Raw genomic sequence first — 12,864 nt, forward strand, 5'->3', positions numbered from 1 at the left:
ATCACGGTCCGCGGTGACCGGCCATCCAACCCTTCTCGTGTACGCCTGTGCAAATTCCGTGAGTTTCGTCCGCCCCCTCCGCGACACCGGCTGTGCGGAGGGTCACGGAACGGGCACCCGGCTTGACGTGTCAGGGGCCTCGGGCAGACTTGGCGCAGAATCGGCGGGACATCGGGGCCCGGCCGCAGACGACGGACCGACGCCGCGGGGCGCAGGGGGACAGCACACATGAGCCACGACGGCGCTCAGGGCGGCCGCTACTCGGGCCGTTCGGTCGCGAACGGCCGCTACCAGCTGCGCGACCTCCTCGGCGAGGGCGGCATGGCCTCGGTCCACCTCGCGTACGACAGCGCGCTGGACCGCCAGGTCGCGATCAAGACGCTCCACACGGAGCTGGGCCGCGAGCAGTCCTTCCGCGAGCGGTTCCGCCGCGAGGCGCAGGCGGTGGCGAAGCTCTCGCACACCAACATCGTCTCCGTCTTCGACACCGGCGAGGACACCCTCGACGGCGGACTCATGCCGTACATCGTCATGGAGTACGTGGAGGGGCAACCGCTCGGCTCGGTCCTCGCCGCCGACATCCGCCAGTACGGGGCGATGCCCGCCGACAAGGCGCTGAAGGTGACGGCGGACGTGCTCGCCGCCCTGGAGGTCAGTCACGAGATGGGGCTGGTCCACCGTGACATCAAGCCCGGCAACGTGATGATGACCAAGCGCGGCGTCGTGAAGGTCATGGACTTCGGCATCGCCCGCGCCATGCAGTCCGGCGTCACCTCGATGACCCAGACGGGCATGGTCGTCGGCACCCCCCAGTACCTCTCCCCCGAGCAGGCCCTGGGCCGGCCGGTGGACGCCCGCTCCGACCTTTATTCGGTCGGCATCATGCTCTTCCAGCTGCTGACGGGCCGCCTCCCCTTCGACGCGGACTCGCCGCTCGCCATCGCGTACGCGCACGTGCAGGAGGAGCCGGTCGCCCCGTCCTCCGTCAACCGCTCCGTGACGCCCGCGATGGACGCGCTGGTCGGCCGCGCGCTGCGCAAGAACCCGAACGAGCGCTTCCCCAGCGCCGCCGCCATGCGCGACGAGTGCCTGCGGGTGCTCTCCGCCGGCCAGTCCGCCGCCCCCGTGATCGTCGCGGGCGGCCCGGTGAACAGCGGCTCGGGCGTCGGCTCGGCCGTCTTCCCGCCGGTCGGCCAGACCCCGCCGCCGCACCAGAGCGCCCCGCACGTCCAGCAGCCGTACCAGGCACCGGCCCCGCAGCCCGGCCCGTACGGCCCGCCGACCCCGGCGCCCACCCCGATGCCCGGCCCGGTGCCCGGCCCCGCGTACGGCTACCCGCAGCAGGCGCCGACGCCGGCTCCCGGCTACGGGACCCCGCCGCCGGTCTCCTACGCGCACGCGCCCGCGCACGTGCCGGCCCACGTCCCGGCCGCCGCCCCGCGCCGGAACACGCCGGTGATCGTCGGCGCGATCCTCGTCGCCCTGCTCGCCGTCGGCGGTGTCCTCATCGCCCTCGACCCGTGGGGGACGGAGAAGGACCCCACCGCGGGCGGCACCGGCGGCGGGACCGGCGGCACCGCCACCGAACAGACCCAGCCCGACAGGCCCGGCCACAAGGGCCCGGACCTGTCGAAGACCATCGACACGAAGAAGTGCACCGAGCCGAGGGAGTCGAGCGACGACCCCGAGAAGTTCGAGGTGCCGGACTTCACCTACAAGAACCTCGCCTCGGTGAAGGACTGCGTCCGCGCGGCCGGCTGGAAGATCATCAAGCAGAACCCGACGGACGAGAACACGTACGGCGAGGACACGATCATGAACCAGTACCCGTCGGCCGGTACGGACATCAGCGTGGACGACGCCGAGTTCACGCTGGAGATCTCCACGGGCAACCCCCAGAAGTAGCCGCCCGGAACAGCTGCCCGGAGTAGCCGCCTGGAGTAGCCGCCCGGATGCCGGAATCATCCCTGTATGTGACGCTGAGTCGGACACCTCGGCGGCACGGCAGGGAAGGGTTTCCCGGTGACTCCCAGACACGGCGGGACCGGCGGACGCGGTAACGGCGCACGTGGAGACGGTGGTCTCGGACGCGGTGAACCCGGTGGCGGTGCCTTCGGCGTACACGTGAGGGGTCGAGCCCTCCGGAGGGCCGCGCTCGCGCCCGCCCTGGCCTGCGCCTTCACCCTGTACGGCATCACCGGCGCGCCCCTCGCCACGGCCGCCGGAACCCCCGCCGGCTCCTCCTCGGGGGCCCCCGCCGGACGCGCCGTCTCCCCCGCGCGCGGCCCCGCCCACGGGCCCACCGCGCCCGCCGCCTCCCTCCCCAGCCTGCGGCCCTCCTCCGCGCCCGCGTCGGCGTCCGCCTCCGCCTCTGTGTCCTCTTCTCCGTCGGCGTCCGCCACGTCCGGTCGTCCCGCCCCGACCCGCCGGCCGGGTACGCCCCCGGGGCCGGGCGCCAGTACCGGGACCGGCCGGCCGCCCGCGCCCGCGCCCACCGGGACCGGCGTCCCCGGTACGACCGCGCCCGCGCCCACCGCGACCGGCGGAACCGGCACCACCGCACCCGCCGGGACCCGCGGCCCCCGCCCCGGCAAGCCCGCCGCGCCCGCGCCCGCCCCCGAGCCCGCCCGCACCAGCGACGCGCCGACGCCCACCGGTTCCCCCTCCCTCGCCGGGCGGCCCGCCGGAGAGGGCCGCACCCGGCCCGGCCGCCCCGAACCGGCCACCCCCACGGAGGACAGCGCCTCCGCGACCCCCACACGTGACAGAACCGCTACAGAATCCCGCCCCGCCGAGGGCCTCCCGGAGGAGGAGGCCGAGGTACCCGAGGAGGAGGCGTCCGTCCGCCCCGAAGCGGCCCGCGGCAGCCGGCCCGCCGTCGCCCCGCAGTTCGCCGTGCGGAACTCCGCCACCGCCACCGACCAGCGCGTTCCCCTGCTCACCCTCGGCGTGGGACTGACCCTGATGGGCCTCGGCCTCGGCTTCCTCGGGCTGCGGCTGCGCCGCCGCTGAGCGCCCGCCCGACCCCGCCCGCTCCCTCCTGAGGCGGACCCTCCGGGTCCCCCTCACGACGGTTGCCGCCCTCGGCATACCCGGTATACATACTCGGTATGTCGATCCGCCACGGGCTCCTCGCCCTCCTCGAACACGGCCCTCGCTACGGCTCCCAGCTGCGCACCGAGTTCGAGTCCCGCACCGGCTCCACCTGGCCCCTGAACGTCGGCCAGGTGTACACGACCCTGGGCCGGCTCGAACGGGACGGCCTGGTCGGCCAGAGCGGCGAGGACGGCGCCGGGCACGCGCTCTACGCGATCACCGAGGCCGGCCGCGCCGAACTGCGCACCTGGTTCGAGAAGCCCGTGGACCGCACCAGCCCCGCCCGCGACGAGCTCGCCATCAAGCTCGCCATGGCCGTCGGGGCACCCGGCGTCGACATCCGCGAGGTCATCCAGTCCCAGCGCCGGCACACCGTGAAGGCGATGCAGGACTACACCCGGCTCAAGGCCCAGGCCCTCACCGCCCTCGAAACCGGCGGCTCGCGCGAACGCGACGACGTGGCCTGGCTCCTCGTCCTGGAGCAGCTGATCTTCCAGACCGAGGCCGAGGCCCGCTGGCTCGACCACTGCGAGGCCCGGCTGATCCGCCTCTCCGCCACCGCCACCGCCCCCGCCGTCGCCGATGCGGGGTCAGGGGCCGGGGCTCGGCGCGGGCTTGGGGCGAGGGTGGGGGAGCGGGAGGCGGGGGTCGGGTCGGGGGGTCCGCCGGGGGCCGGGGCCGGGGGCGGGGGCCGCTGACCCGGGGCCCGAGCCTCGTACCGCACGCGTTTCTTTCCTCGCTCAGCCTGTCTGTTCATCGCACCGCACGCGCTTCTTTCACCACACCGCTCGTATCCGTGCGCGGCCGTTCGCCGCGCGCGTCCAAGGGGGACCCCTCCATGACCACACCGCTCGCCGCGCAGCCCGTGCTGCGCCTTCAGAACCTGACCCGGGTGCACGGGTCCGGCGCCACCGAGGTGCACGCGCTGCGCGGCATCGACCTCGACGTGCACCCCGGCGAACTCGTCGCCGTCATGGGGCCGTCGGGCTCCGGCAAGTCCACGCTGCTCACCATCGCCGGCGGGCTCGACACCCCGACCTCCGGCCGGGTGATCGTCGAGGACACCGACATCACCACCGCCGGGGTCAAGGAACTCGCCGCCCTGCGCCGCCGCAGCATCGGATACGTCTTCCAGGACTACAACCTCATCCCGGCGCTGACCGCCGCCGAGAACGTCTCCCTGCCGAGGGAGCTGGACGGCACCTCCGCGCGCAAGGCGCGCGTCGAGGCCCTCGCCGCCCTGGAGGAGATGGGCCTCGGCCACCTCGCCGACCGCTTCCCCGACGAGATGTCCGGCGGCCAGCAGCAGCGCGTCGCCATCGCCCGCGCCCTCGTCGGCGACCGCCGTCTCGTCCTCGCCGACGAGCCCACCGGCGCCCTCGACTCCGAGACCGGCGAGTCCGTCCTCGCCCTGCTCCGCTCCCGCTGCGACGCGGGCGCCGCCGGCGTCCTCGTCACCCACGAGCCGCGCTTCGCCGCCTGGGCCGACCGGGTCGTCTTCCTGCGCGACGGCGCCATCGTCGATCAGACCGTGCGCAGCGAGGCCGACTCCCTCCTGACGGGCCGGGTGGCGGACGCGTGAAGACCTGGTTCCACTCCTGGCGGGCGGCCATCCGCATCGCCCGCCGCGACGCCTGGCGCGCCAAGGGCCGCAGCGCGCTCGTCCTCGCGATGATCGCCCTCCCCATCCTCGGGGTCAGCGCCGCCGATCTCACCATCCGCAGCTCCGAACTCTCCGTCGGCGAGAAGCTGGAACGTTCCCTCGGCGCCGCCGACGCCTCCTTCAGCGACCCCGGCTTCGGCGGCCAGGCCCTCTTCCAGACCCCCGCCGGTGACAACTTCGCCCCGGCGAAGGAGGACGACACCTCCCCCTGGCCCAGCGGCTCCACCGACCCCCGCAAGGCGATACCCGCCGGTGCCCGCTGGATCACCGACACCCAGGGCGGGGCCAAGCTGACCACCGTGCACGGCCTGCTCCAGGCCGACGTCCGGGAGCTGAAGTCGGACGACCCGATGGCCGCCGGCATGCTCACCCTCCTCGACGGGCGGCATCCGCAGAAGGCCGACGAGGTGATCGCCACCTCCGCGTTCCTGGAGCAGAGCGGTCTCTCGATCGGCTCGACCGTTTCCGCTCGCAATTTCGAGCGGCCGTACCGGATCGTCGGCTCCTACGAGCTGCCCGACAGCCTGAACTCCGCCCAGATCACCGCCCTTCCGGGGGCGTTCCTCGCCCCGTACGGAAAGGCCGTGGAGAAGGCCGGCGGGCTCGCCCCCGGCTCCTCCACGACCTATCTGGTGCAGCGCGCCGGTGGTTTCACGTGGAACGACGTGAAGGAGATCAACACCAAGGGCATCACGGTCGTCTCCCGGGCCGTCCAGCTCGACCCGCCCGCCGACTCCGAGGTCCCGCTCTACCAGCGGGAGGGCTGGGGCGACTACGAGTCCAGCGGCGCCGCGAACGCCATGGTCCTCGCCTCCATCGCCACCGTCGTCGGCCTGGCCATGCTGGAGATCTGCCTGCTCGCCGGCCCCGCCTTCGCGGTCGGCGCCCGCCGCTCCCGCCGCCAGCTCGGCCTGGTCGGCGCCAACGGCGGCTCCCGCAGCCACATCCGCGCCATCGTGCTCAGCGGCGGCCTCGTCATCGGTGTCGCCGCCGCCGTCGTCGGCACGGTGCTCGCCCTGGTCCTCACCCTGGCCCTCCAGCCCTTCCTGGAGGAGTACCTGGGGCAGCGGTTCGGCTCCTTCGACATCCGGCCGCTCGAACTCCTCGGCATCGCGCTGCTCGCCGTCCTCACCGGTCTGCTCGCCGCCATCGTCCCGGCCGTCACCGCCTCCCGGCAGACCGTGCTCGCCTCGCTCACCGGCCGCCGCGGCGTCCGCTCCACCAGCAAGGTGCTGCCCGTCCTCGGCCTGGTGGCGCTCCTCCTCGGCGCGGCGATCGCCCTCTACGGCTCCGTCGTCACCGACCAGTTCATCATCGTCGCCGGCGGCTCGGCCCTCGCCGAGCTGGGCGTGGTCGCCATGACCCCCGCCATCGTCGGGCTCTTCGGGCGGGTCGGCCGCTGGCTGCCGCTCTCGCCGCGGCTCGCGCTCCGTGACGCCGTCCGCAACCGGGGCCGTACGGCTCCGGCGGTCGCCGCCGTCCTCGCCGCCGTCGCCGGTACCGTCGCCGTCGCCACGTACACCTCCAGCAGCGACGCCCAGTACCGGGCCGAGTACACCGCCAGCCTGCCGCACGGCGCCGTCTCCTTCTTCCAGATGGACGAGAACGGCCGGGACGTCCCCGCCGTCGCCGCCGCCGTCCAGCGCTACCTGCCGGTCGAGACCCGCGCCGACGTCTCCCGCGTCGCCATCGGCAAGCCCGGCTGCCCGCCCTGGGGCGGCGGCGCCGGCTGCGGCCAATACGAGGTGCTGGTGCCGCCCGCCAACGAGTGCCCCATGTGGGCCGCGACCACCGACGGCAGCGACCCGTCCGAGAAGTTCACCCCCGAGCAGCGGCGCACGATGATGCGCGAGGACTGGCGCTGCGAGCAGACCCGGGGCGGCGGCGTCTACGTCGACGGCGGACTCCTCGTCGGCGACGCCCGCCTCCTGAAGGTCCTCGGCATCGACGACCCGGGCGCCGTCCGTGCCCTCGCCGAGGGCAAGGCCGTCACCTTCCACAAGCCGCTGGTCGCCAAGGACGGCACGGTCGGCATCAAGGTGATCACCGACGTGCGGGCCGCCGAGAAGGCGTCGATGGAGAACAAGCCCCGTCCGGGCCGGACCGTCTCGGTCCCCGCCCACCAGGTGGCCGGCAGCCCGAAGTCCTACGGCCTCCAGGTGCTGATGACCCCCGCGACCGCCAAGGCCGCCGGTCTCCCCACCGTCCCCGTCGGCGCCTACTTCAGCACCGACAAGCTGCCCGGCAGCGAGCAGCGCCAGAAGCTCGACGCCGAGATCGCCGGCCTCGGCGCCGGGATCGACCTCACCGTCGAGGAGGGGTACGTCTCCGACGACGGCATCTTCCTGCTCGCGCTGACCGTCTTCGCCGGCCTGGTCACCATCGGCGCCGCCGGCATCGCGACCGGTCTCGCCCAGGCCGACGCCGAGGCCGACCTGAAGACGCTGGCCGCCGTCGGCGCCCCGCCGCGCGTCCGCCGCACCCTCAGCGGCTTCCAGTGCGGGGTGGTCGCCGCGATGGGCGTCGTCCTCGGCTCGGTCGCGGGACTGCTCCCCGCGCTGGGCCTGCGGCTCACCGAGGAGCGCCAGCAGCTCCGCTTCCACGAGCAAAGCATCGCGGAGGGCTGGGGCGGCGACCTCACCCCGCCGTACGTGCCGATCGTGGTGCCCTGGGAGACGCTGGCGGCCCTGCTCGTCGCCGTCCCGCTCGGCGCGGCCCTGCTGGCCGCCCTGGTGACCCGTTCGAAGGGGGCGGTGGCCCGGCGGGCGGCGATCTGACGTCGTTCGCGGGGCGGCCCGACGCCTCCGCGGGGCGACCTGACGCCTTTCCGTGGCCTGACCGTGCCCGGGGAAGAGGGTGGATCACCCTCCTCCCCGGGCACACCTGGTGGTGAAGCATGTGTGCGAGAGAATGGCGGCATGGAGATGCCGAGGAATGACAGGTCGCCGGAGAGCCCGCAGGTCCTCATCATGGGACAGGACGGGATGACTTTCGGCGGCGCCCAGGGCGACGACGAACCCCGCGAGGTCCCGGTGACGGAAATGGTCGAGCAGCCTGCGAAGGTCATGCGGATCGGCAGCATGATCAAGCAGCTTCTGGAGGAAGTTCGGGCGGCACCTCTCGACGAGGCCAGCCGGGTCCGGCTCAAGGAGATCCACGCCAGCTCGGTGAAGGAGCTGGAGGACGGTCTCGCGCCGGAGCTGGTCGAGGAGCTGGAGCGGCTCTCGCTCCCGTTCACCGACGAGGCCATCCCCTCCGAGGCGGAACTGCGCATCGCGCAGGCCCAGTTGGTGGGGTGGCTGGAGGGCCTCTTCCACGGCATCCAGACGGCGCTCTTCGCCCAGCAGATGGCGGCCCGCGCCCAACTGGAGCAGATGCGGCGGGCCTTGCCGCCCGGCGCCTCGCACGACGATGACGACGAGGACGGCGGCCGGGGCCACGGGCGGGCGGTCGGCTCGGGGCCGTATCTGTAGCGCTTGCGGTAGTTGTACTCGTAGTCGTACGGGGAAGGGCCCGGCGCGCATCGTGCGTGCCGGGCCCTTCCGCGTACCTGCCGGGTTCCTTACGGGCGTCTTTACGGGGCCAGCAGGAGGATCTTGCCGACGTGGGCGCCGGACTCCAGGACGCGGTGGGCCTCGGCCGCCTCCGGCATCGGGAGCGTCCGGTCGACGACCGGGCGGACGGTCCCGCCCTCGACCAGCGGCCAGACGTGCTCACGCACGGCCGCGACGATCGACGCCTTCTCCTGGAGCGGGCGGGCCCGCAGCGTCGTCGCCATCACGGCCGCCCGCTTGGCGAGCAGCGCCCCGAGGTTCAGCTCGGCCTTGACGCCGCCCTGGAGCCCGATGACGACCAGGCGGCCGCTCACGGCGAGGGCCTGGATGTTCCGGTCCAGGTACTTGGCGCCCATGATGTCGAGGATGACGTCCGCGCCCGCCCCGTCGGTCGCCTGGTGGAGCTCCTCGACGAAGTCCTGGGTGCGGTAGTCGATCAGGATGTCCGCGCCGAGCTCGGCGCAGCGGGCCAGCTTCTCCGGGCTTCCGGCGGTGACGGCGACCTTCGCGCCGACCGCCTTGGCCAGCTGGATCGCCATCGTGCCGATGCCGCTGGCCCCGCCGTGCACGAGCAGCGTCTCGCCGGGGCGCAGGTGGGCGATCATGAAGACGTTGGACCAGACCGTGCAGGCGACCTCGGGGAGCGCGGCGGCCGTCGCCAGGTCGACGCCTTTCGGGACCGGCAGCAGCTGCCCGGCCGGGACGACGACCCGCTGGGCGTAGCCGCCGCCGACGAGCAGCGCGCAGACCTCGTCGCCGACGGACCAGCCGGAGACCCCGGGGCCGAGGGCGGTGATCCGGCCCGCGCACTCCAGGCCGGGGTAGGGCGAGGTGCCGGGCGGCGGGTTGTAGAAGCCCTGCCGCTGGAGGACGTCGGCGCGGTTGACCGCGCTCGCCACCACCTCGACGAGGACCTCGCCCTCGCCGGGCACGGGATCGGGTACGTCGGCCCAGACGAGGGCTTCGGGGCCACCGGGTTCCGGAATCGTGATCGCATGCATGGCGGCGAGGCTACTCCCGCTCCTCGGGCGCGCCCCGGGTCCGTCGCCCGGCGCGCTCCCGGTGGGTCCTCCGGCGTGCCGCCGGTCAGTCCTCCGGCGGTGTGGTGAGGGGGGTGACGGGGGCGGCCCGGACGATGGTGATGACGCGGTCCGTGAGCTGGAGCGGGCTGGCCGCCGGGTCGTCGTAGCCGAGCAGCCGGTGGCCGCGCAGCACGCTCACCACCAGGTCGTCGGTCTCCCGGACGCTCCGGCCCGCCTCCGCCTTGGTCACCGGGCGCTCGACCAGGTCGAGGCCGGAGCCCTGCTGGATCAGGTCCTCCATGACCGTGCCCGCGCTGGGGCTGAGCACGGAGAGGCCGAGCAGCCGGCCGGCGGCGGAGGCGCTGGTGATGACCGCGTCGGCGCCGGACTGGCGGAGCAGCGGCGCGTTCTCCTCCTCCCGGACGGCGGCGACGATCTTCGCGCCCTTGTTGAGCTGGCGGGCGGTCAGGGTGACCAGGACGGCCGTGTCGTCGCGCTGGGTGGCGATGACGATCTGGCGGGCCCGCTGGACCTCGGCGCGGAGCAGGACGTCGCTGCGCGTGCCGTCGCCGACGACTCCGACGAAGCCATCGAGGTTCGCCGCCTCGATGACCTTGCCGGAGGGATCGACGATGACGATCTGCTCCTTGCGGAGGCCGGTGGCGCAGAGGGTCTGGATCGCGGACCGCCCCTTGGTGCCGAAGCCGACGATCACGGTGTGGTCGCGCAAGTTGGACCTCCAGTGCTTCAGCCGGAACTCCTCCCGGGTCCGCTCCGTGAGGACCTCAAGGGTGGTGCCGACCAGGATGATCAGGAACAGCACGCGCAGGGGCGTGATCACCAGGATGTTGACGAGTCGCGCGGAGTCGCTGTACGGGACGATGTCGCCGTATCCGGTGGTGGAGAGGGTGACGGTCGCGTAGTAGGCGCAGTCGAGGAAGTCGACGGTCTCGTTGGCGTTGTCGTGGTAGCCCTCGCGGTCGACGTAGACGATCAGGATCGTCAGGAACAGGACCCCGAGGGCCATGAGGATGCGACGGCCGACCTGGCGGAGCGGGTCCACGGTCCGCCGGGGGAGCGCGATCCGCGAACCGGTGACCTTCTCGTCGGCATGGCGGGCCATGACATCACGGCTGGGAAGTTTCACGTGAAACATGCTCCTTGAGCGGACGCCGAGGGCGACACGGGGGTCGTCGGCCGGGCCTGCGTCGGCTGGGCCTGCGTCGGCCAGGGGAGGGCCAGGAGCTCCAGCCGGCGGCCGGGCTCGGCTCCCCCGGGCGGGACGACGGCCATCCCGTCGGCGGCGGCGATGCCCCGCAGCATGGCCGGCCCGTTGTAGTGCAGCGGCACGACGAGGCCGTCCCGGTGGACGACGGGGACGAGCCGGGTGTCGTGCGGATGGCCCTGGACACCGTCACGGAGGGGGGCCTCTGTGGCTTCGGTGGCCTCTGTGGCTTCGGTGGCTGGGGTGGTGGCCTCGGTGCTGAGCGCGGCCAGGAGGGGCGCGGCGAGGGTGAGGAGGCCGGAGACGGCGGCGAGGGGGTTGCCCGGCAGTCCCACGAGGTGGCGTCCGGCGTCCAGGCGGGCGAGCAGCATGGGGTGGCCGGGGCGGACCTTCACCCCGTCGACCAGGAGCGTGGCGCCGGCCTTGTCGAGGACCCGGTGGACGTGGTCCACGGGCCCGGCGGCGGTGCCTCCGGTGGTGACGACGAGTTCGGCGGCGGATGTGGTGACGGCGTCGTACAGGGCCTCGGCGTCGTCGCCGATCCGGCGGATCGCCAGGACCTCGGCGCCGAGCGCCGCCAGCCAGGGCCCGAGCATCGGGCCGAGCGCGTCCCGGATCAGCCCCTCACGGGGGAGCCCGGCCGTCAGGAGCTCGTCGCCGAGGACGAGGACCTCCACCCGGGGGCGGGGCAGCACGGCGGGCTCGTCGTATCCGGCGGCGGCGGCGAGACCGAGCACGGCCGGACTGACGAAGGACCCGGCGGGCAGCAGCTCGTCGCCGGTACGGCACTCCTGGCCCCGGGGCCGGATGTCCTGCCCCGGCACGACCTCACGGAGCGGATGCAGCAGAACCGTTCCGGCCAGGGCCTCGCCGGTGGAGGGCGTGGGCGCGGTGCCGGAGGGCTCCGTGCGGGAGTGCTCGGTGCGGATCACGGCGGTGGCGCCGGCGGGGACGCGGGCGCCGGTGGCGATCCGTACCGCCTCGCCGTTCGCGAGGGCGGCGGCCCCGGCGTGACCGGCGAGGACGGCCTCCTCGCGCACCGTCCAGGGGCCCGGCCCCGCGACCGCCCAGCCGTCCATGGCCGAGCTGTCGAAGGAGGGCAGGTCGGTGAGGGCCCGCAGCGGTTCGGCGAGGGTGCGGCCGAGGGCCTGCCCGAGCGGTACGCGGACGGGCGGGCGGTCGGTGGCCGCGCGGGCCTCGGCTCCGGCGCGCGCCGCACGCGCGCGTGCCTCGGGCCAGGGAGTGGCGCGGTGATGCCCGTGCCCCCGCCCGGACCCGACATCGGGGACAGGGGCGGGGGCGGGTTGTCCGGGGGTCATCCGGCCTCGTCCTGTTCGGCCGCCCAGCGCAGGGCGAGGTCGGCGGCCTTGCGGGCGGCCTCGGCGACCGCCTCGGCCGGGGCCGTGCCGTCCTCGGCGGCCTTCGCGGCCGCGTAGCCGACGAGGAAGGTCGTCAGGGGCGCGGCGGGGCGGGCGACGCCGTGGGCGGCGTCCCGGGCCAGGTCGAGCAGGACGCCGGTGTCGACGTCCAGGTCGAGGCCCAGTTCGGTCTTGACTGCGGTGATCCATTCGTCCAGCACGGCTCCATGGTCCCTGATCCGGGCCCGGGCCGTGGCGATGTCCTCCCAGGTGTCGCAGTCGAAGGAGGCCGAAGGCTCGTCCGGCCCGATCGGGACCCGGACGATCCGGAGCCCGCCGGTGAGACGCCGCAGGGGGAGGTGGTCGAGGCCGTGGTGCGCGTCCCGCAGCGCGTCGAGCTCGCGGCGCAGGGGCGCCGTGCGGTAGACGGCGACGAGCGGCTGGTCGCGCCCGCCCTCGTCGGTGAGCAGCGCCGCCCCGGCCTCCGGATCCGCGTCGAGCGCGGCGAGGAGCCGCAGGACGGTCGGCTCGCCGAGAAACGGCAGATCGGCGGAGAGGACGAGCAGGACCTCGGGGTCGGGGAGGTCGGCCGTCTCGGCGTCGGAGGACCGGAGCGCGGCGGTTTCGGCGTCGGAGACCCGGAGCGCGGCGGCTCCGGCGTCGAGCGCGGCCACCGGGCCCGTGCCGATCCGCTCCTCGCGGGTCCAGCGGACGGGCCGGACGGTCGGGCGCGGGTCGCCGACGACCACGGTCCGGTGCGCCCCGGCACAGGCGGCAAGCACCCGGTCGAGCAGCGCCCGGCCCCCGACCCGTACCCCTGGCTTGTCCACACCCCCGAGGCGCCGCGCGGCACCCCCGGCGAGCACGACGACGTCATATGCGGTGGTCACCCCAGCAGTATGGTCCGCCCACCGCCACCCACGAACCGCCCGCCGGGACCGAGGTA

Annotated in this window: 10 protein-coding genes; 6 read left to right on the plus strand and 4 right to left on the minus strand. The window is 74.3% G+C overall.

The window, feature by feature from the left end:
• Positions 1-228 precede the first annotated feature (228 nt).
• From ACFXMG_RS23585 to ACFXMG_RS23610, 6 genes are all read left to right on the plus strand, one after another.
• A complete protein-coding gene (locus ACFXMG_RS23585) occupies positions 229-1,905 on the plus strand; it encodes a protein kinase (RefSeq protein WP_383814463.1) in 1,677 nt (558 codons plus the stop codon).
• 219 nt (positions 1,906-2,124) lie between these two features.
• Positions 2,125-3,012, plus strand: a complete 888-nt coding sequence (locus ACFXMG_RS23590; RefSeq protein WP_383814461.1) for a hypothetical protein — start codon at positions 2,125-2,127, stop codon at positions 3,010-3,012.
• A gap of 98 nt (positions 3,013-3,110) precedes the next feature.
• A complete protein-coding gene (locus ACFXMG_RS23595; RefSeq protein WP_383814459.1) occupies positions 3,111-3,794 on the plus strand; it encodes a PadR family transcriptional regulator in 684 nt (227 codons plus the stop codon).
• Between the two features lie 140 nt (positions 3,795-3,934).
• Entirely contained in the window at positions 3,935-4,678 is a 744-nt protein-coding gene (locus ACFXMG_RS23600) for an ABC transporter ATP-binding protein (RefSeq protein WP_383814457.1), read from the plus strand.
• Positions 4,675-7,536: an FtsX-like permease family protein gene (locus ACFXMG_RS23605; RefSeq protein WP_383814455.1), complete on the plus strand. Its 2,862-nt coding sequence runs from the start codon at positions 4,675-4,677 to the stop codon at positions 7,534-7,536. The genes ACFXMG_RS23600 and ACFXMG_RS23605 overlap by 4 nt, the downstream gene beginning before the upstream one ends.
• A gap of 141 nt (positions 7,537-7,677) precedes the next feature.
• The gene (locus tag ACFXMG_RS23610; RefSeq protein ID WP_383814453.1) at positions 7,678-8,232 is read left to right on the plus strand and encodes a bacterial proteasome activator family protein; all 555 of its coding nucleotides are present in this window, start codon (positions 7,678-7,680) and stop codon (positions 8,230-8,232) included.
• Between the two features lie 101 nt (positions 8,233-8,333).
• Here the strand turns inward: ACFXMG_RS23610 and ACFXMG_RS23615 are convergent, their stop codons facing one another.
• The 4 genes from ACFXMG_RS23615 to ACFXMG_RS23630 form a co-directional block, all read right to left on the minus strand.
• Positions 8,334-9,314, minus strand: coding sequence for an NAD(P)H-quinone oxidoreductase (locus tag ACFXMG_RS23615; RefSeq protein WP_383814451.1), 981 nt, complete (start codon positions 9,312-9,314; stop codon positions 8,334-8,336).
• A gap of 85 nt (positions 9,315-9,399) precedes the next feature.
• Complete coding sequence (locus tag ACFXMG_RS23620) at positions 9,400-10,491, minus strand: potassium channel family protein (RefSeq protein ID WP_383814450.1); 1,092 nt, start codon at positions 10,489-10,491, stop codon at positions 9,400-9,402.
• Positions 10,479-11,879 carry a molybdopterin molybdotransferase MoeA gene (locus tag ACFXMG_RS23625; RefSeq protein ID WP_383814448.1) on the minus strand — a complete coding sequence of 467 codons (1,401 nt, stop codon included), beginning with the start codon at positions 11,877-11,879 and terminating at the stop codon, positions 10,479-10,481. Before ACFXMG_RS23625 ends, ACFXMG_RS23620 begins: the two co-directional genes overlap by 13 nt.
• The gene (locus tag ACFXMG_RS23630) at positions 11,876-12,808 is read right to left on the minus strand and encodes a DUF6457 domain-containing protein (protein WP_383814446.1); all 933 of its coding nucleotides are present in this window, start codon (positions 12,806-12,808) and stop codon (positions 11,876-11,878) included. The genes ACFXMG_RS23625 and ACFXMG_RS23630 overlap by 4 nt, the downstream gene beginning before the upstream one ends.
• Positions 12,809-12,864: the final 56 nt, after the last annotated feature.

Source organism: Streptomyces sp. NPDC059201, from assembly GCF_042754585.1.
In the GTDB taxonomy this organism is placed as follows: domain Bacteria; phylum Actinomycetota; class Actinomycetes; order Streptomycetales; family Streptomycetaceae; genus Streptomyces.